We start from the raw sequence: 21086 nt of genomic DNA on the forward strand, positions 1-21086 counted from the left end.
CAATGCGGAAGCCGGGCTGCCCAATGCGGAAGCCGGGCTGCTCAACCAGCAGCGATCAGTCCGATAGTTCGGTTCAGGGATTGCTTGGTTTTTTCGCAGTACATTGCAGCCCGGGCCCAAACGCTCGGTGTGGCGTTGCATGCCGGCTTTCGCCCTCTGCTGCCCTTGGAGACGGTTGTTTGGAGTTATACGGATTGATCCGGTCGGTCCATGTAGGTGCTCCTTTCACATGCAGATGGAAAAGATACAGTTATTTCAGCGATGCGCCTCACTTATGGCTATATAGCTGGAAATAGTCCAGCTATTTCTCCCAAATGGAGCGTCACTCGCGATCATCATAGGAAATACCTGCATGTTTTCCAGTAAAACGCGCAATTTGGCCTTTGCTGCCGGTATTACCTGTACATTTTCCATTTATTATGCTCGGAAAGAGGTTTTCAGTCTTCCCAACCCAACCCTACGGACGCCGCCATACGCCCGCCTATTACGAGCCGCACAGGCAGTAACGTATTTTTTCGGCGAAGTATACATCCTAGCTGTAGCTGTAGAGGTTGCTTTTCTTGATGCGGAAAGTCGCACTTCGCTGTAACGCAGTAACGGGCTAAACTTGCGTACTTTATAAAAGTTCAACTAAGTTTTATCGTTTATTTCATTCGAGAAGGTGCTTACCTTGCAGCCTCAGACAGGTTGTTTTGAGTTTTCTTGATTATGTAAGCCTGCGGCAGGATTGAAACTTGGGAGCCAAAACTCGCTCATAAGGCAATTCCCTTCTTCCATTGCATTGGGCTTCTATTAATTGTTTCTTTAGTTCATCTTATATAAAAGAAGGAGCTCTGCGCGAATGCAGAGCTCCTTCCCGTGGACATCATCCCGCCGAACGAAAGGTCGTCCGTCGGACACAGATTAATTGATAAAACCGACATATTGCAGCATCCGTTTCAGGATAACCGCAACCTGCGCCCGCGAGGCTCTCTCGGCAGGCTCGAATCGATCGTCGACGACGCCGTTCATCAAACCGGCATGCACCGCACGGGAGACGGCTGCCTGAGCCCACGCCGATACGCTCGATCGATCGGCGAAGCGGTTCAAAGCGTCGGCTTGCCCTGCTCCATCGTCCTGCTTGCCGATCAAGGATAGGGCGCGGGCGATCATAAGCGCCATCTGCTCGCGGGTAATCGGTTCGCTCGGGCTGAACCGTTTCTCGTCAACCCCCTCGACCAGCTTCTTGCTCGACGCCGCCGCTACCGCGCCAGCAAACCAGGCGTCGGCCGGAACGTCCTCGAATGAACTCCGCCCCATGCGCTCTTCCGCGATACCGAGCGAACGAACGAGCAGAGCGGCGAACTCGGCCCGCGTAATCGACTGATCCGGCATATAACCGTCTTCGGTCGCGCCTTTCACGATCAGCTTCGCGGCCAGCAGCTCGATATCCGCCTTCGCCCAATGGCCTTGCAAATCGGCGAACGTTCTCGGTTTCGTCTCTACTACGGTGTAGACGCTGTTGCCTTGACGCAGCATCCGAACCTCCGTCCGCCCCTCAGCCGTCTCGAATACGGCCGGAACGAAATGCAGCTCGCCCGTTACCGGATCGATTCTCACCGCCGTAGCGCGGGAACCGTCTGCGGCTTGCGTCAGCACGAACGTTCTCGCCACGTAAGTGCCGCCGAAATCGCTCATCCTTTGCCGCTTGTCTCCCGCCCCCGATCCTACCGTGATCGTAAACTCGACCGGAGCAGCCAGAAGCTGAATCCCGTCCCGCTGAGCCCGGGACTTAATCTGCTCCGCGGCGTCACCGTTTACTTGCTCCATCGTGACCGTAATGTTGACATCCTTCGGATCGATGCCAAGCTGCTTCGCTATCGCCTGCACATCGAACAAAGCTACCGGCAGCTCGTAGGTCACATTCCCGCTCTTGATCGAAATAAACTGGACCCCGGACGAACCGTTTGCCGCTGTTTGCAGCGCTTCCGCCGGAATTTGCACCTTGGCGTTTGGCGCATCCTTCAAATCGACGACTATGCCGTTCTTTTCCTGCTGCTTCGCTTGTTTAAACGCGTCGGCCAGCTTGGCCGCGTCGAGCTCGGCTACGTTGTATGTTTTGCCGCCCGATGTCTCGGTTCGGGTCGTTGGCGCGTATGTTCCCGGCGCTTCGGTCTGCGGCGCGGAAGAACCGCCTGCACCTGCGCAGCAACCGCCTCCTACCGGACCAGGACCTCCGGTTCCCGGATTTCCGGTAGTCGGTTCGGCGCTGTATGCTTTTGTCACACGCCGACTTTCCAAATAAGAACCTGCCTTTGTCGTGACGTAGATGCTGCCCGCCTCTTTGCCCAGCTGAGGGATGCTGAACGATACGGAAGTTCCTTCCGACACTTTTTCCAGCATCGGGTAAGCGATCGTATTGCTGCGATACAGCTTGATTCGATCACCGGGCATTAAGCCGGTTACCGTGACCGTGTCGTTCGTACCTTGCTCGTTATTGACGACCTGGATTTGATCCGCGGCAAGCGACGGAGAATACGTGTTGTCAACTATAGGTACTCCGATCCGACCACCCTCTTTTTGCCCATCCCAGACAAAAATGCCGATCTCCTTGGCTCCTTCGGGAACTGCGGTGTTTAATGGGATTTGAGCGGAAGGCATTAGTATTACGTGCTCTTTAACGGAAACGATCGGTTTTATTTTATTTGCTTGCGCGTCCATAAAGTAAAGATTGTACCTAAATTCGTTATTGGATCCGTAACTCCATATAAACGTTGCCCCAATTTCACCTGCATCCCCATCTTCGTCATCTATTGGTCCTATTCCCCAAGCGTTCGGAGTAACCATAGCAGGATCGTAAGGATACTGAAACTGTGTCTCCCCGGAAATGTTGTCCGAAATCGGGGTCGTTTGCATCAATGTCGTGCCCACCGGCAGCAATTCCCCAAGTGAGTCCTTCATGTTTACAACTATCGAAACCGCGTCGGATGGAATGGAATCGTCCGGAATAATAACTTCATAGCGTTCTTGGCCGGATGGGACGATTGCGGCAGGCTCGCCAATCGGCATTGCATATTTATCCAAATAAAAAATTGCATACTCTCGGAGCGGCGATTTCTCCTCCATATTTGGCGCCCACGTCAGCTTGGCTCCCGATATCCCTCTCAACGGATTGGCATCCGTAAATCGCACTTGGCTCGGTTGAGCGAACGGCGCATCCCAAATCGTGCGAACCGCACCCAGTGTTCCTTCGCCGTAACGATTTTTCGGAAACAGTCCCAGCATCATGGCACCGTCGGGAATAACCGTCCCCGTCTCCAGCGTATAGGCGTGACTAATTCGCGGGTCGAATACTTGCTGCCTCGTAAACTCCATCAAAGGCCGGAGACGTTGCCCATCTTTGTCTAAAAAGTAAAGGACGAATTCCGTAACGGTATCGGGACCGAAATAAGAATGAAAAAATTGTCCTCCCAGTCGTCCCGCATCATAATCACTGTCGGCGAAATTCATATTCATTGTATATTCGCTCGGCGCCCCCGCCCCGCCTACATCGGCGCTTACCGGTTCGGAAGAAATATTGTCGATCAAAGGAACAAGGTTTACAAGAGAATCGTATGTGCCGTCCGCATGTTTATATTTGACCATAACATATTTCGCATCTGCGGGAACCTCGCCCAATGCTGTCTTCTGCGGCAACGAGGCGTCGCCAAATCGCGCTTCTTTCACGATATCGCCAAGAGGCGTTAACCCGTTGTCGACAAAATACAGTTGGACCATGATCGTATCCGCATGCGGCGCACCTGAAAACGTATCGGGTACCCAATGATAAGTCGCATCGATAAATCCTCTCCGGGGGTCCAGATCTTGCACCGACATTCCGTAAACGAATACGTCGGATGGTCCCGGAGAAGCGAGATCGATCAGCTTCACGGTTGCGGCGGCGGCGCTTTCGCCATATTGATTTTTTGAGTATACCCCCAAATAGGAGACTCCGTCGGGAACGGCCGTTCCTCCCGGAATCGAAAAGGACGTGTAGTACTTTTCGGCTACCCCGATCGCTTCCCCAACCTTGTTCATCTGCCCGTTCAGGAAGTATACGACATACCCCGTTATATATTGACTGTTTACGGGCTGTGTCCAACTGAGCCAACCGCCTATTTTTCCTTCCATCGTGTCCGTATCCTTAAATTGCAAATTTTGGACCGTATGTACGGGAGGCTGATTCGCCGGGTTTTGCGCGATAAGGGATTGGATGGAGTCGTACTTGACCGTCTTGTTCAGAAGCGGCATATACAAGTAAACGCGACCGGCATCGTCCATATAAGCGGCTGCAACCATGTCCGGCAAATTCGCTATTTTGTTAAAGCTGTCTCTATCGTATAAAGCATTTTCGGCGAATACGTAATTGCCCTTCGCATATACAATATTCCCGCCCGAACCTCCGCTGCCGTAAGTACCGTAGACCGTGCTCACTACTGAAGCGGATACCCGTTGATTGCCTCGGTACAAATACGAGCCGTCATGAATTAACTTGGAGCTGGAATAGTTCAAATTGCTCGTTTGGTTTATGATCGCGTAGGAACTCGCATTTATGCTGACAATCCCGTTTGAAATGTCTGCATACAAAACACCGCTTGCCGGAACTGCCAATACGTCGTTATACGAAGACCAGTAAAGCTGGCTGTTCAGTTCGCGCAGCCTCTTTCCGTCTGCATACACGGCATTCACTACCCGGATGCCCGAGTCGGTATAGAACAATTGGTCCCCGCTGCCGTCGATACGGATCGGATTGGACCGTACCGGCATGCTGTATACGGAGTCTGTAACAGCGGTCCCGTATACCGTATTCACGACCGCGATAGATGTCGCCCCGTTCAAGGCAACGTACACCTGTCCGTTGACTACGCTCAGATCGGTAGGCTGGGAACCGATATGGATATCCTTCTCTACAACCCAGTCGCTTGTGCGAATGTACAGAAGCCGATTGGCCTCCTTCGATATGGCGTACACATAATCGCCATTCGGACTGGGAGCCCAAGCCGTCAACGCCTTGTTGAAAACAATGGAATCGCCATTTGGCTTCGTATATGTAATTGACGCGGCGGGTAGACTCAAATCCGGGCTAACTTTCAATACCTTTTTGGTCACGCCGTCGAATCCGTATATATCGTTCGTACTGCTCATCAGCAACAAATCGCCGGGTAACGGATGACTAGCTATCGCCGTAAACGTTTTGCGGTCGAAGATCGTCTGTTCCGACAATACGTACCGGTCTGTCACGGCTTTAAGCTTCGCCGTGGAACTCGTGCCGGGCTCAACGAATTTTCCGTGCAGCATGCCGAGATTGCTTCCATCCAACTTATATCCCGCATAAAACAAATCTCCGCCGCGATATATCAACTCACGGTCCGGATAGCTGAATCCGTATCCGTCGTCATACGTTGTGCCATGCAGCGGCGCGTTATCGCTGATCCGATAAGCTTTTGCATCGGACCCGGAACTGCCGTGGTCGCCGACATACAGGATACCGTTCGTTTTATCCGCGGCAAACGCCGCGTTGTAATGCGACATGCCTGTAACAAATGTGTTTTGACCTGTGGTCAACCGCACTTCGTATACGCTCCAAGTGTAACTGACCGGCGCGTAATACAGCTTATCCCCTACAGCAATCAGTCGGGACGGCGACAACGTCGTGGCAAGTTCCTTCTCTACCGCCTTCTGCGCCAAATCGACAACCTTGATCAGCGTCCCTCCCGAAATCGCCACATACAGCTTGCCGTTGTCCATATCCAAATCGGACGGCTTCGAGCCGATGTCGATCTCCTTCTCCACCTGAAGGTCGCTCGTCCGGATGAACAGCAGCTTGTTGGCGTCCGTCGAGACGGCGTAAATGTACCCGTTCGGCTCGTCGAGAATCCAACGACTCAGGTTGTAACCGATTGCATTGCCGGCTTGAACTACGTCATTGTGAGGGCCCGCGGCTATAAATCCGCCTCCACCACCACCTCCTCCGCTACCCGCTTCCGCCCGCCCGACGGTTGGAACGACAGGGATCCAAATAGAGGTTAGCAGAACGGACAATAAGAGCATGACTATAAATCGCTTTGGCTTGAATGATCGAAATCCGTTTTCCCTTCGCAAGTGACTACCTCCAGATTTTGTATGATTTATACTTCTTCCAATCCGTCGATCCGTAATTCGGCACTTTTCCCTGTCCGCTCACCCTTTCTATCACGTTTAACAAGTTTTCCAACATATTCTAACAGGAGACCGGCGAATATATTGTCGAATCTTGTCAACAAAACCTAAATTGTTATGAGAAAAGATGCAATTTGCAAAAACTCAGGCGATCAAGTTGTACAAAAGGGGCGTGCGGTGACGGATGCATTCCTTTTTCGACAAATGGAGAAATTGCCGCTCCAAAGGACGAACAATTCGAGTAACGAACATGGGGTAACATACGGCCCATTCAGGCCATCATCACTAATCCTGGTTCGACATCAGAACAGAGTGGGCGAAGAAGGCAGCCTCTCTACTGTCATTTCCGGTAAGCCGACAACGAGAAAACCTCCATCACCCGACAAGGTGGCGGAGGCTCGTTCGCCTCTTTATGGAATTGGCCCAACTTCCGCAATACTTGCCTTACTACGCCCCGCCGCACTCCCCGTACCTCTACAGCACACCATGAGCGGCTCCGCAATGAGCCGTCGGATCCGATCGGCCATGACCATATACCCTTCGCCGCTCGGGTCCACGCCGTCCGGCAGCAGCTCCGCATCGGCATGGCCGAGCAGATCGAGACCGCTGTAGCCGTACAGATGCGAGTCTCCGTGCTGCTGCAACAAACGAACCGTATCGGATACTTCTTCGCGCACCTGCATGAGCGTCATGCCGGCCGCATTTGCAATCGATTCCCGATCCGGCGATACGATCGGCGTTAAAACGGCGGTCGGCGTAGCCGGCTGCTTCTCGCGATAATGCTGATAAATCCGATCAAGGAGGAGCGCAGCGTTCTCGCGTTCAGGCTGCCGAATCCGTATATATTGATGCCGACGCACAGCGTGATCAGCTTGGCGGGCAGGTCCCGGATCAGCCGCCAAAGCTTCACCGCGCCTCCCTCCGTCTCCAACGAAACCGCTCCGCGAATCAACTCGGCTGTAACCGGAATCGTCGTCGTCACGATCGGCGCCCCCTATTCACGCAAACCCGCTCAGGGCGCCTCACAGCAGGCCCTCGTAACCGGCCGCCTTGAGCATCCGCTCCAGCTCCGTGCGGACGATCTCCATGCGCCGGTCCGCATGCTCGGCGCCCAGGGGGATATCGAGCTCGATGTCGGCCCGCTCGACGATGACCGGTCCGGTAAAGCCGGTCTCGTACAGTGTCTGAAAAAGCGACGGAAAATTGACGTCGCCTGCTCCCGGACAAGGGAACGAATTGTTGCCGCGCGGTCCGACATGATCCTTCGCTACGAAGGAGACGGTATCCCTGGCTATAGCCGGGAAATCCTCGGCGGAGTCGATCCCTTCGTAGTAATGCACATTGCCGGGATCATAGCTCGCTTTCACGTATGGCGAGCCGATCCGGGCAATCGTTTCGCGCAAATGCGCCGAGGTCGCCGTATTTCCCGTATGGGGCTTGAGCGTGACGATGAGCCCGCGGCGTCCGGCCTCCTCGGCGATCCGAGCGATTTTTTCGGCGAACGCCTCGTTGCGCTCGTCCAGTTCGGCCGGGGAAAGCGGGTCATGCGGAAACTCGCGATAGCCCCAAGTTCCGAGCGTCAGCAATTCCTCGAAGCCGAGCTCCTGCGCGACATCGAGCCGTTGAATGGCGCGTTCCATCGGCTGCCCGGGGGCGAATTGCTTCGTACATACGAACGTGACCGGCTTCAGACCGTACCGTTCCAGCAGCGTCCGCACTTTCCGGGCGGCTTGTGCGTCGCTCTCGTCCGGCTGCTCCACCCCTTCGTGGTGCAAGCCGAACGATACATAGTTATAGCCCGCCCCGGCAATGCCGGCGAACGCCCTTTCCAAACTATATGGGTTGTACATCCAGGTTAATCCGGACAACTTGACTTTCATCGTCGCTCTCCTCCGTGTGGATCCTGTTCAATTCTGCTTCGTCATATTCCAAATCGACTGTCCAATAGAAGTCGATTGCCCCTCTTATTGTTGCCATGTCCGCAGGCGCCGCTGCGATCATCCGCCCATTAAACAGGCGAGGAAGCGGACGACACTCTCGCATTCGAGATCGCCATCCGCTCCCGTCCTCATGCTCCCGCGATTTCAAGCCCGTTTTTTCGTACTGCCGCGACCCAATTGTCATAACCGGTTCCGTCAAGTCCGCGCCTCGCCCAGTCCGAACCGTTCCTGCTCTTCGTACATGCGCCATATCGCGCGCAGCGACATCAAGCTGTCGCGCCCGTCGGTTTCCGGTTTTCGGCCGGTGGCGATGCAGTCCAGGAAGTGCTCGATCTCGGGCAGGAAAATGTTCGGCTGCTTCGTCTCGCTCGGATCGTACAACGTATGACGCCCTTCTTCCGTAATGACGTCGACCTGTTCCCCTTTTACGATAAAAGCGGCCGTCGGTGTATGAATCTGGTATTTGGCCGGAGTGTCGCGATACTTCATTCCCCAGCTTGTGACAATATGCGAGAGCGCCCCGCTCTCGAACTGCATGAGCGCATGCGAGGTGCCTTCGCTTTCCATCCATTCCGTACCCGCTCTCGTCCCCATCGCCGTCACCTGCTTCGGCGTCCCGAGCAGCCACATGAGCGCATCGACATAATGACAGCCGTGGCTGAACAGCACGCCGCCGCCGAGCTTGTCTTTCTGGGACAACCACGAATTCGGACGCGGCTGCAAATAGGCCTCCACCCAGCATTGGGCGCTGAACGGAACGCCGTACCGGCCCGAGTCGAGCGCCTCCTTGAGCCGCCGCATATGAGGCATGTAGCGGACGACATAGGCCAGCATCAGCTTGACGTTATGCGCATCGACCGCCTCGATCAGCTCCAAGCATTCCGCCTCGGTATTGGCGAACGGCTTCTCCAGCAGCACGTGCTTGCCCGCCCGAATCGCCTGCAGCGTCTGCGGAAAGTGCAAGTGATGCGGCGTGCAGATGCTGACGGCGTCGACATCGTCGAGAATCGAGGTCCAGTCCGTCGTATAATTGCAGCCGTACTCTTCAGCCGCTTTCGCCGCCTTCTCTTCGTCGAGGTCGACTACCCAGCGCAGGTCCGCCTGCTCCAAAGCCTTGAATGCCCGTACATGTCCCATTCCCAAATTAAGACCGACTACGGCCGTACGTATGGCCCCCATAATTCCATTCCTCCGATATGCTAGATGCAGCCCGCTGTGTATGTGTTTTCGTTCGTAATGACGTTCATTCCGGTCCGGAAGGCTCCCCTTCCGCGCCGGCGGCTTCCGCCCGCGCTATATACATGGCGCGACTCCGGCTGGCCGTCATTGCCTTCCGATAGAAGTCCGATGAAAACGCAAGCTTTATACCGCACCGTCATCGCCGGACTTCCGAACGGTTCACGCTATTTCCGCTTTTTGAAATCCGGAAAGCGGACAGCCTTGCCGTTTGCCCCGACCGATTCGACCGAAAGCGGGAACACCGAGCTCCACAGCACGGCGTCGTATACGTCGATTGCCGGGCGGCGTTTCTCGCGGATCGCGCCGACGAATTCGTCGATGACGAAAAAATCGCCGCCGCCGTGGCCGGCCTTCTCCGCTTCGCTCAGCCATTTGCGCCATAACGGATGCTCGTACTCGTCCCGATGCGCTTGCAGCGACTCCCACTTGGCGTGCACTTTGCCCGGCGTGTCGCCGGATTCGCCGGGCGAACGCCCCTCGATCCAGACGAGCGGCTCTTCTCCGTCGTGCCTGGCCACCAAGTAAGCTCCTCTCGTCCCCTGGAGGCCGTAATGCGTCATATTGTGCGGTCGGCCGGATACCCAGTCGAGGCGTAAAGAAATAACCACCCCCTTTTTGGTGCGGATCGTCGTGACCGCCGAGTCGCCTTGCCGCCAGTAGTCGCTCTTGGCGCCGGGATGGCTTTCGCCGAACTGCTCGGCGAAATATTTCGGCATCGAGCCGTTTCGCGTCGTATAGGTTGTCATATAATCGAACGAATCCGTCTCGTTGATGCCGATCCATTTGGCCAGCGGACCGAGCGAGTGGGTCGGATAGTTCATTCCGTTCAGGCTGCGCTGCAGCTCCCCGCGCCACGTCAGCTCCCCGTCGGGATAATGGGTCAGCTTGCGGCAATCGTGGACGTAAGCCCCTTCCACAAACGTGATGTCTCCGAAAACGCCTTGCCGGACCATGTTCTGGATCATCATGTTCGGTCGCATGAAGCAGTAATTCTCCGCCATCATGTAAGTAAGCCCGGTCTGCTCGACCGTCTCCACGAGCTCCCAAGCATCCTCCAGCGTATGCGCCGCGATAACCTCGCTCAGCACGTGCTTGCCCGCCTTCAGCGCGCGGACGGCCTGCTTCGCATGCATCGCGAGCGGTGTCGCCAGCAGCACCGCGTCGACATCGGGGTCTTCTAGCAGCAAGTCGTAATCGCGATAGGTGCGGATGCACGGAAACTGTTCTTTCCATCTGTCCAGCATATCCTCCCGAAGCTCGCATACGGCTGTCAGGGCGACGCGATCGGACAGCACCGACAACGCATGATTGAACGAAGACCCTCTCCTTCCCCCGACTACGGCAATGTTTACGGGTTTAAGCTCCACTCCCATGTTACCCTCCACCTTTATCTATGTTCTCGACTCGGAATCGCGCTTGGCCCGGAAATTAGGAAACGGCAGCGGCTTGCCTCCCGTCTCCACAGAGATAGCCGACAAAGGCGCTACGCAGCTCCACGTGACCGCGTCGTACACGTCGATGGCCGGTCTCCGCTTCTCCAAAATCGCCGATGAAAATTCCTCCAGGATGAAAAAGTCGCCGCCGCCGTGACCCGCCTTCAGCGCATCGCCGCTCCATCGACGCCACAGCTCGTGCTCATAGCGGTCCGCATAAGCGTCGAGCGGCTCCCATTTCGCCTCGTCCTTCGCTTCGTGCAGCGTCGATCCGCGGGAGTGCCCTTCCAGCCAGACCAGCCCCTGCTCCTCCTTATGCCGGGCGGACACGAACGCGCCTCTCGCGCCCTGCAGGCCATAATGGGTCATGTTGTGCGGCCGCGGCGATTTCGTATCGAGCCGCAGCTGGATGAGCACGCCCTTCTTCGTGCGGATCAGCGTCACGGCGCTGTCGCCCTGGCTCCAGAACGCCCGGTCGGCTCCTTCATGCCGTTCGCCGAACGTCTCTTTGTAATAAAGATGGGCCGCGGCCTCCTTCGATACATACGTGCTCATGTAGTCGAATTCGTCGCCCCCGTCCCGGTTAATGCCGAGCCACTGGGCGATCGGACCGAGCATATGGGTCGGGTAATGCATGCCGTTGAACGAATGGCGCAGCTGCCCTCTCCAGGTCAAGTTTCCTTCCGCGTCGTGCGTCAGGTTGCGGGCGTCGTGCATATAGCCGCCTTCGGCGAATGTAATTTCCCCGAACAGCCCTTGACCGGCCATGCTGCCGACAAGCATGTTGTCGCGCATGTAGCAGTAATTCTCGGCCAACATGTAGACGAGCCCCGTCCGTTCGACGGTTTCGACCAGCTCCCAGCATTCGTCCAGCGTAAAGGCGGCCGGAACCTCGCTCATCACGTGCTTGCCGGCATTCAGCGCCGCGATCGCCTGTCTGCCATGCTGGCTTACCGGAGTAGCGAGAAATACGGCGTCGATGTCCGGATCGTTCAGCACGCCTTCGTAGTCCGCATACCGCTTCACATCCGTATCGGTTTCGCGCCAAGACTGCAATACCCGCTCGTTCCTGTCGCAAATGGCGGCCAAACGTATTTTGTCGGAAAGCACCTCAAATGCCCTGCGAAAAGCCGCTCCTCTCCGACCCCCGATGACGGCCAACCGGATCGGTCTTTGCGGCTCGCGGTTGCCTCCGTTTTCCTGTGCCATCGCTATTCGTCCTCCCGTCATGATTGTTCGGCTCATCTTGCCGTCCATCCGTTGTCGACATACATGACGCTCCCGGTCACGAATGAAGACTCGTCGGATGCGAGAAACAGGGCGGCCGCGGCCACGTCCTGCGGCGTGCCGATCCGCCTCGTGAAGCACCAGCGGTTGATATAGTCGTCATACTTGATCGGGTCGCGGACCGCCCGCTCCGTCAACGGAGTCTCGATAATGCCGGGGCTGATGCAGTTGACGCGGATTTGGTCGGGACCGTAATCGAGCGCCAAATTTTTCATCAGCAAATTGACTCCGCCCTTCGCGGCGTTATAGGCCGGATGCGCCGGAAAGGCTACCGAGCCGCCGACCGAGGAGGTCAAAATGATCGAACCGCCTCCGCGGCTTTGCATCGCCGGAATGACATGCTTGCAGCATAGAAACGGCCCGGTCAAAGTGACGTCGATCGTCCTCTGCCAATCGGACAGCTCGAGCCGGTCGGCGGGAACGACGGTGTACCAGGCCGCGTTCTGGAACAAAACATCGACGCCCCCGAAATGCCCGGCGGTCGCCCGCACCATATTGCGGACGTCCTCCTCCTTGGAGATATCGGCGGCTATAGAGAGGGCACTCCCTCCGTCACGGCGGATTTGCGCGGCGACCTGCTCGCCGCCGTCGCGGTTGACGTCCACGACCATGACGGAAGCGCCTTCCGCGGCGAAAGCGAGACATCCCGCTTTGCCGATGCCGGACGCGCCGCCCGTCACGATGGCCGTCTTGCCTTGAAGTCTCATCCATTCGCCCCCTTTGCTGGCGACCGATACGTCCGATTTTTGCATGATCGGGCGCCGTTCGCCCGCTTACCCTGCGCATAGTGCTGATTCCAGCACTATTTCCGCTCTGGAGGAGCGAGCTTCGCGAAATAAGGTTGGTTTGCAACCTTATTCCGCCGCTTCCGCCCCTTTCGGGCGCCGTTCGCTCACTTACCCTGCGCATAGTGCTGATTCCAGCACTATTTCCGCTCTAGAGGAGCGAGCTTCGCGAAATAAGGTTGGTTTCAACCTTATTCCGCCGCTTCCGCCCCTTTTCGGCGCCGTTCGCCCGCTTACCCTGCGCATAGTGCTGATTCCAGCACTATTCCCGCTCTGGAGGAGCGAGGTTCGCGAAATAAGGTTGGTTTCAACCTTATTCCGCCCACGTCCACCCGCATCGTCCCTTTTCGGGCGCTGCCCCGTACTTTTACATATTCCGTCCGTCTTCCGAACGTCGGTTACTTTACCTTCGCCGCCTCGATCGCCTTATTGGCCCGCTCCTCCGCCTCGCGCAGCGCGGTGTTCGTATCCTTGACGCCGGTAGCCACTTCGCCGAATGCCGTCACCAGCTCTTTGGTAACGTAAGAATCGTACAAGGTAACCGGGAACGGCTTGGCGAACGTTTTCGGCACCGCCTCCGCCGCTTTTTTCGCGACCGGGATCGTCGGAACGTCCTTCGCATAATCGATCATCACGCTTCTGTCGCGCATCGCCGAAATCGATCCGACCTTGGCCGCCGCCTCGCGCTGGAACTCAGCAGACCCGAGGAACGAAGCGACCTTGAATGCCCAGTCGCGGTTTTTGCTGTTTTTGGTCACGTAAAACAGCGGAATTTGCACGCCCGGACCGATACCCGGATACCCCGCCATCTCGGGCAGCGATACGACGCCCCAATTGATATTCGCCGTCGTCATGCCGGTCATCGCGGCCGCGCCGAACTGCGACGCATACATCGCTACGCGCTGCTCCTTCTGCCAGGCGTTGACCGGACTGGCCAAATATTCGTTGCCGGGAATGCGGTGAAAGCGGGCGAAGTTGTCGACGAATTTGCGCCAATTGTCATTGTTCAGCGTCGCTTTGCCCGTCTTCGGATCGACATACCCTTGAGACATCTGGTTGCCGCTGGCCAAATAGTTCAGCAGCTCGGAGAAGCCCAAATATTGCACCCCGCCCTCATTCCTCGTCATCTTCTGGGCGAGCTCGTATACTTGATCCCAAGTCATGCCGTTGGTCGGGTAATTCACCCCGAACTTGTCGAACAAATCTTTATTGTAGAACAGCGCCACCGTGGCGATGCCGTTCGGGAACCCGTAGATTTTTCCGTTGCCGAGCAGCTTCATCGCCTCTAGCACAGCCGGGTCGAACTGGTTCAGATCGAACTTGTACGTCTGGATCAAGTCGGTCAAATCGCTTTCCATGCCGTTGTCCAAAATGACGTTCGGGGAGGAGGATTGCATCAGATCGAGCTGCGTGCCTGCCGCCACGAGCTCGGGCAGCGTAGTCCCCTTGTCGCTGGATATGACCTGAAACGATACGTTGGGATACTTTTTGACGATATAGTTTCCGAACGTTTCCATAAACCGCTCATGCGTATAACCCGACGAATTCAGCCATACCGTCAATTGAACGGGCTTATTGTCCTCGACCGGCGTCGCCGCCTTCGTTTCTTTCTCCGCGCCGCCGCTTCCTCCGCATGCCGCCGCGACAAAGGCCAGAACGGCGCTGCAAGCGACGACTCCCCACTTTTTACCGATCCCATTACCAAACATGCCCGATTGCCCCCTTCGATTCCTTCTTTGTGTAACTTCTGACCCGTCCGAATACCTTCTGACCCGAATGCAAAATCGTCGTTCCTCTTGCCTGTTGTTGCGCTCCGTATCGCCGTATATGCAAAAACGCATCCTGTGCTCTTCGGCCGCTTCCTCTTTTCCCATCGCCCCCTTTCCGTTTGTTACCGCTACCATAAACGCAGCCGCCCGAGCGTTCAATAACAATGTTTTGGGGACGTATCACCTTTTTTGGACGAAGGACGGGATGCAAAAATAATGATATCGATCTGGAATTATTCGCATTGACGCGATATTCGGGCAATCATATCATGGGGGGGAACAGACGAAAGAGAGGAAAGAGAGGGGTAACGAAACAATGAAGCTGAAACGAAACGTAGGCTGGATCCGCGACCCGCGCAACCCCGTACTGCCTCCCGTCGAAGGAAGCGAATACGACAGTACGCTGTGCATGAATCCATGGGCTGTAAAGCAGGGCGATACCTATGTGCTGTTCTATGCGGGGGGAGGCCCGGATCAGCACAGGATCGTATGCCGAGCGACCGCTTCCGCGGATTCGATCGACGAGTGGACCCGTCATGGCCGGGTATTGGACGTAGGCGAGCCCGGCAGCTTCGACGGGGATTGGTGCGTCCTGCCTCATGCTATTCCTTTGGAGGACGGGAAATGGCGGCTGTACTATACCGGCAACAGCGGCATCGGTACGTCGCTCGACCGTTTTCCCGGGCTCGGCATGGCCGAATCGGACGACGGCATCCACTTCGTCAAACATAACGGCAATCCCGTCATTCCCCCGTCCAGGCAGGATGGCGATCCGGACGCGCTCGGCATAGCCGGCGGCTCCGTGCTTCGCGTCTCGCTGCCGGACGGCGCCAACGAATGGCGGTTCTACTACACCGGATGTCCGACACTCGGCAAAGACGTATTCCTCGACCAGCAAAAGGTCGTCTGTCTGGCCGTCTCGGCGGACGGCGTCCATTGGGAAAAACGCGGAGCGGTCATGCGGCGCGATCCGCAGCGCGATTACGAAAATATCGCGGTTGCCGGTCCGGTCGTACACCAGAACGAGGACGGCAGCTTCCGCATGTGGTACTCCGCCATCGGTACGCGTTGGGGCTTCTATTCGATTTGCTACGCGGAGTCGGAGGACGGGATTCATTGGAACCGCGGTACTCATTACGGGGATAACCTGCAAATGGGACCGGCGTTGTCCAAGGGCAACTGGGAAGGGCAAATGGTCGAATATCCGAGCGTGTCAAAGGAAGAGGATGGCTCTCTGAGGCTGTTTTATTGCGGCAACGGATATGGCAAGACGGGCATCGGAACCGCCGTCTCCACCCCGCTCCGCGCAACGAGAGAAGATGGGGCCGCCCACATTGCAGAGGCCGGCGGCGAGAGAGCCTGGCTGCTGGCTCCGCCGTCCGCTATCGTGTGGGACGGGGGACAAGCCGCCGTGACCGAACAGCTTCCGTGGCAAGGACCGGATGCGCGCGGAACGATCTGGTTCGAGCAAACGCTGCTTCCCGGCCTCGACCTGCGCGCCATCGTCCGCCACGATGCGAACGGCCTCGAAGTATCGCTTACGTTCATGAACCATACCGGGCAAACGTTTGCGAACGTCGTCGCTCCGTTAACCGCGAAAGCGCTGCAAGATAACGCTGCTGGGGGAGATTTGCTGCTCGACTGGCAGGAGAAAATCGGGGAGGTCGGACCGGGTTCGACCGTCACCCGCAGCGGCTCCGTGCGGCTTGCATAGTTGCATTCCCGGGCCGGCGGCTCGCGAATTCGCTTCCTGAATAACTGCCCCGTGCGGACTATCTTATACTACGCTCGGGGTATTTCGGGAAATAACGGAACCTGAGTACGCTATTGGCGCGAACTCAGGTATCGGCGACAAGTTAACGGAAAAGCGTTCCGTTATCCCGATATATCCGAGGCCTTTCACCCCGAAAAATGGAGTTAGCGGAACGTTGCTCCTCTATTTTCGGAAGTACTGCGGAAATCGAGAAATTAACGGAAAAGCGTTCCGTTATACGCGAATACGGGGAGTGCACCCGTAAAGGAACCGTTTTCAAAATAGGTTGCTCGCGGATTAAGCTATTATCATTCAAAAAAAGCCTCACGGTCCAGCATATTCAGCGGAACGTGAGGCTCGTTTTCTTGGCACGGCCAAACCGGCCGCCCCGTCATTTCTTCATTTCCAGCCACCAATCGTTCGCTTCTTTCTCCAGTTGTTCCCCTCCGCCGTCCTTCCATGCCCGCACGAATTCGTCGAAGGCGGCAATCGGCTTGTCACCGGTAATGATCGATACGTAGGTGCGCTCCTGCATGGCATTCAGCTCGCCGCTGTACTTCTGCTGAGATGGCAGAACGGTCAGCAGCTTGTTCGTGAGCCCTCCGATTTCGAAGCCGTTCTCGCTGGCCCAGGTCATCCGGCGGTTATCCCGCTGGACGATAAATTCGGGCATCTCCAAATTGTAGAAGATGAGGCTGGCCCCGATTTTCTCGAAATCGGCCTTTTTCATGTTGTACTTGACGTTCGGCTGGCCGTACGAATCGAAATCCCAATACTTTCCCTGAGGTCCGTATACCGTCAGCAAGCTGTTCTCGTACGAGCTCGCATTGAAAAATTCAATCATTTGCAAAATTTTGGCGAATTTGTCCGGCTCGCGCTCCAACTGCTTGCCGAATGCGATGAACCCTCCGGTAATCAATGTGCTCTGCTTGGCGCCCCTCTTGCCTCCGGGACCTTTCGGGGGCAATCCGTACCGCAGCGAGTCCGCCGCCCTCGGGTCCGCCTTCTTCAGCTCCAGGTAGTTGTCGGACGTCGCATCGCCTTCGAAGAGCAAAGGCTTCCAATAATAGTACTGGCCTCCGTGAGAGGTGAGCCCGATTCTGCCGTTGACGAATGCATGGCTGATCGCTTGTATGCCGCCGCTGTTTTCTCCCATAATGTATTGCGGGTCGATTACGCCGTCCTTGTACCATTTGCTCAGAAGGCCGAGCGCCTGCCTCATCTCCGGCTGAACGCCGCCATATACGAGCCGCCCGTCTTTCTCGTTCCAACCGCCCGGATGGTAGCCGAATGCGCCGTATATCATCGTCATCGCCGACAAGGACATGCCGTACGTATCCTTTTGTCCGTTGCCGTCCGGATCTTCGCGCGCGATGCGATACAAGGCGGCTTCGAACTCGTCCAGCGTTTCGGGCGTCTTCGCGATGCCGAGCGCGTCCAGCCAATCTCCGCGCCATATGACCGGCTCGCGGAACCGGCTGTTCGCGTTCAGCGACGGGATGCCGTATATACGGCCATCTACGGCTGCATAGTTGAAGGCTCCGGGCATTTCTTTATTGATTTTCGCATACAGGTTGGGAGCGTGCCGCCTCAATAAATCGAGCGGAATTTCCGCGAGCACGTCTTGCCGGGCGTACTGCTGCAGGTTGGCAAAGTTGGTTAAGTACAATTTGTCGGGAATTTCCCCCGACGCCAGCTTCCGCTCCAGCAAGGCTGCCGCATTTTTTTGCGCCATATTCCATACGTCGAGCTTGACGTTGAACTTCTCGTTCCAATAGCGGATCATCTCCGCATCCGGCTCGACCGGAGTCGTCTGGCTGGATACCCAGCTGATCGCATACGCGTTCTGCCCGCCGGCGTCTCCTCGCACCTTGCGCTCCGCCTTGCCCCCGGTCTCGCTGCAGCCCGCCGCCAACGCCAGGGCAAGCGCAAGCGCGCCCGCGACCGTGGGCGCCAGCCTCCTCCCGACTCGACTCATCGCGCTCCCCCCTCTCCCGCAACGGATCGAAATTCATGAGCGGTGCGCGGATTGGAGGCGGCATCCGTTTTAAACGTACCGGGAGTGATGCCGTACAGCTGCTTGAACTTCTTGATAAAGTAAGCCGGACTGTTGTAGCCGACCCGTCTGGCAATCTCCTCGATCTTCAGATCGGTAGCCGTAATGAGTCGCGCGGCCGCCCGGATACGTCGCTCCGTTACGTATTCCACGTAATTGTGGCCCGTCTCCTCCTTGAACAGCTGGCTCAAATAGCTGGCATTGAGCGACACGTGATCGGCGGCGGCTTGCAGGCTCAGCTCGTTGTCCAGGTTGCTCTCGATGAACGCCTTCACCTTGTCGGCGATATCCGCTCCTTTGCTGATGCCGCGTTCCTGCAAGGCCGTCAGCGCCTCTGCGCTCAACTCCGTCAAAAACTCCCCGAATTCCTTGATGCTATCCAACCGTTCGAAGCGGGCGGCGATATCGTTCCTCGACATCCCGTCCGGGCAAGCATTCGTTTCCTCTGCGAATTTGCCGTATAGGTCCAGCATCGCCCGGCAGCCGTCCAGGCAGCGTGAAACGGAATGGGCGCCTTGCGCCGCTTCTGCGGCGAAACGTTCGACGGAAGCCCGGACGGACGGCTCGTTACGGCACTTCAACGCGACCGCGAAGTCCTCGAGCAGCCGTTCCGGCAACTCCGCCGTATTTCGTTCGCGCGATTCGTATTCCATATGGGCGAATACCGTTTGCTCCGGGTGCAAGTACCTGTACCGGATGTACGTTTTCGCGTCGTCCAGCGAAAGGTGCAGCTGAAGCGGATCTTTAACCCGGCGGCCTATTCCGGAAATCGTCCCGACCCCGAAGGCGCCCCGCGCATAACCGGACAGCATGGCAGCCGCCTGCGCCGCGATCTCCTCCTTCTCCCGCACGGTGCTTACGACGGCATACAGGAAACAGTCCGAGGAAACGGCCAGACAAGTTGCGTCCGGCAATGGCAGTCTTTCCAGCTCGCGAATGAGGTTGTGGATGACAATTTGGCGTTGCTCCGGGCCGAGCTCGTTCATTTTCCGTTCTTCCAAACGGAGCGCCAGCACGCAATGGGACGCCCCGCTCCAATTCAAGCTGAGCACCTGCATCCGGTCCTGAAGCTGGGTCTGCGTCTGAATCGTCCGGTACAGCAGTCCGGTTACGAGATTATGCTTGATAAGCGGCCTGTTCTCCTGCACCGCCGCTTCCAGCTCGTGCATTTTGCCGGATAGCGTGCTGACCATCCGGTCCAGCTGCTTGAACTCGTTCCCCTTCTGATCGGCCTGCTGCAAGGCCGGACTGAACTGCCCCCTTACGGACTGCAGCAGCCGCTTCACCGGCGAATACATGCTGCGGCTCCATCGAAGCGCGAATACGAGGCCTACGGCGACCGCCCCCAGGCAGAGCAGCAGCAGATTGCGTTGAATGGCGTACGACTGCTTGTAAAATTGATTAACCGGCGTCGCCTGGATCAATTTCCATCCCGTAGACGGCACGGTGGCGAACGAGACGAAATACGTTTTGCCGGCATCGGCGAACGTAAAGCTGCCCTTGCCTTGCGCATCCGCACGCTCGGATATCGCTTGACGCAATGGGCCGGAATGCTGCAGCCCGGCATCCGCCGCAGCTCCTTCGGCCGCTATGACCGCGCCGTGAGCGTCCACGATAAGCTCCTGTCCTTCATCGGAGCTTTTGCCCGCCGAGATCAAGCTGCGGATGACGGACGCCTTCAGATTAACCGCGATATAGCCGTCGGCTTGTCCCTCCTTCTTGGCATAAGGAGATGCTCTCACGTAAGACACCGCTTCGGTACCGACGGTGGGCATCTGAACGTTGGCGGGGATTTTTCTCGTTTCCATCCATAGGGAACGCAGGTTGTCCCGCTCCATGCGTTCGATCCAGTCGATCGGAACCGTCCGCTTCCCCTCCGCCGTATTCAAATAAGCGACGCCATGCTGGGAGGACACGATCAACCCGCGGTCCCGGTAATAGATGAAAAGCGAGTCGACGATATCCGGATACAGTCTCAGCGTGTTCTGGAACGTATCGCGAACGTCGATCAGCTTGGCATGGTTGCCTTCGAGCGGATGATCGAACAAATACATGGCGTCCGCGTTGTGGGTCAAATCGTAATAAATTTGCTCAGCCTTGGCGAGGACCCCGTTCTCCAGCAGCTCGTTCGTGTGGCTGAGCATCCGGTCGTGCATGCTTTCGAGCTCCGCATTATAGCGCTTCGTAAAATAGAGATGCGAGGTTACGCCGACGATAATCGTCGTCAACAGCAGCAAAGAGGCATACGATACGAACAGTTGGATAAATACCGTCGATAACCGGTCCCGCAGCTTCATCTCTTCTCCCCCTGGCAAACCGCTCTCGGCCGATTGTATTTGCATGCGCTTTCATAAAGATTCGGACGAACTGGAGCATGGTTCTATACTTCGACTATACGGATGTACCGCTTGTTTTGTCAATAATAGATTTAGCATGCTGAACATTAATTAATACACTGATTCATAAGACGAAACGGTTACGATCTGTGACTCTTGAACCATATCGCATGATGCCAAGTTCATTTAGTGGCGGACCTCACCTCTTCCGGCAGACAAAAACAAAAGCTCCGCAATAAGCGGAGCCTGGATTTACTACATTAATATGGCTGCTATATAAGTTGAACTAAATGTTTTAACGTTCATTCCAT

12 protein-coding genes are annotated in these 21086 nt (G+C 56.5%); 1 reads left to right on the forward strand and 11 read right to left on the reverse strand.

Annotation, left to right across the window (positions count from 1 at the left end; translation table 11 throughout):
* Positions 1 to 903 precede the first annotated feature (903 nt).
* From FE784_RS38880 to FE784_RS38915, 9 genes are all read right to left on the reverse strand, one after another.
* On the reverse strand, positions 904 to 6120 hold the full coding sequence (locus FE784_RS38880) for an S-layer homology domain-containing protein (protein WP_139607677.1): 5217 nt from the start codon (positions 6118 to 6120) through the stop codon (positions 904 to 906).
* Positions 6121 to 6587: 467 nt separating this feature from the next.
* Positions 6588 to 6869, reverse strand: coding sequence for an SGNH/GDSL hydrolase family protein (locus tag FE784_RS38885; RefSeq protein WP_342779168.1), 282 nt, complete (start codon positions 6867 to 6869; stop codon positions 6588 to 6590).
* A gap of 47 nt (positions 6870 to 6916) precedes the next feature.
* The gene (locus FE784_RS42285) at positions 6917 to 7159 is read right to left on the reverse strand and encodes an SGNH/GDSL hydrolase family protein (RefSeq protein WP_246132382.1); all 243 of its coding nucleotides are present in this window, start codon (positions 7157 to 7159) and stop codon (positions 6917 to 6919) included.
* A 40-nt stretch (positions 7160 to 7199) separates the two neighbouring features.
* Entirely contained in the window at positions 7200 to 8057 is an 858-nt protein-coding gene (locus FE784_RS38890; protein ID WP_139607679.1) for a sugar phosphate isomerase/epimerase family protein, read from the reverse strand.
* Between the two features lie 255 nt (positions 8058 to 8312).
* A complete protein-coding gene (locus tag FE784_RS38895; RefSeq protein ID WP_139607680.1) occupies positions 8313 to 9296 on the reverse strand; it encodes a Gfo/Idh/MocA family protein in 984 nt (327 codons plus the stop codon).
* A 224-nt stretch (positions 9297 to 9520) separates the two neighbouring features.
* Positions 9521 to 10729, reverse strand: coding sequence for a Gfo/Idh/MocA family protein (locus tag FE784_RS38900; RefSeq protein WP_139607681.1), 1209 nt, complete (start codon positions 10727 to 10729; stop codon positions 9521 to 9523).
* An 18-nt stretch (positions 10730 to 10747) separates the two neighbouring features.
* Positions 10748 to 12034: a Gfo/Idh/MocA family protein gene (locus tag FE784_RS38905; RefSeq protein ID WP_176706834.1), complete on the reverse strand. Its 1287-nt coding sequence runs from the start codon at positions 12032 to 12034 to the stop codon at positions 10748 to 10750.
* The gene (locus FE784_RS38910) at positions 12031 to 12783 is read right to left on the reverse strand and encodes an SDR family NAD(P)-dependent oxidoreductase (RefSeq protein ID WP_176706835.1); all 753 of its coding nucleotides are present in this window, start codon (positions 12781 to 12783) and stop codon (positions 12031 to 12033) included. The genes FE784_RS38905 and FE784_RS38910 overlap by 4 nt, the downstream gene beginning before the upstream one ends.
* 476 nt (positions 12784 to 13259) lie before the next feature.
* The gene (locus FE784_RS38915) at positions 13260 to 14570 is read right to left on the reverse strand and encodes an extracellular solute-binding protein (RefSeq protein ID WP_176706836.1); all 1311 of its coding nucleotides are present in this window, start codon (positions 14568 to 14570) and stop codon (positions 13260 to 13262) included.
* Positions 14571 to 14946: 376 nt separating this feature from the next.
* Here FE784_RS38915 and FE784_RS38920 point away from each other — a divergent pair, with 376 nt between their 5' ends.
* Complete coding sequence (locus FE784_RS38920) at positions 14947 to 16344, forward strand: glycoside hydrolase family protein (protein ID WP_139607685.1); 1398 nt, start codon at positions 14947 to 14949, stop codon at positions 16342 to 16344.
* A 430-nt stretch (positions 16345 to 16774) separates the two neighbouring features.
* On the opposite strand, the gene FE784_RS38925 is transcribed toward FE784_RS38920, so the two are convergent.
* On the reverse strand, positions 16775 to 18361 hold the full coding sequence (locus FE784_RS38925; protein WP_139607686.1) for an extracellular solute-binding protein: 1587 nt from the start codon (positions 18359 to 18361) through the stop codon (positions 16775 to 16777).
* Complete coding sequence (locus tag FE784_RS38930) at positions 18358 to 20736, reverse strand: AraC family transcriptional regulator (RefSeq protein ID WP_176706837.1); 2379 nt, start codon at positions 20734 to 20736, stop codon at positions 18358 to 18360. The genes FE784_RS38925 and FE784_RS38930 overlap by 4 nt, the downstream gene beginning before the upstream one ends.
* Positions 20737 to 21086 lie beyond the last annotated feature (350 nt).

The organism is Paenibacillus hemerocallicola (assembly GCF_006265175.1).
Lineage (GTDB): Bacteria > Bacillota > Bacilli > Paenibacillales > NBRC-103111 > Paenibacillus_AB > Paenibacillus_AB hemerocallicola.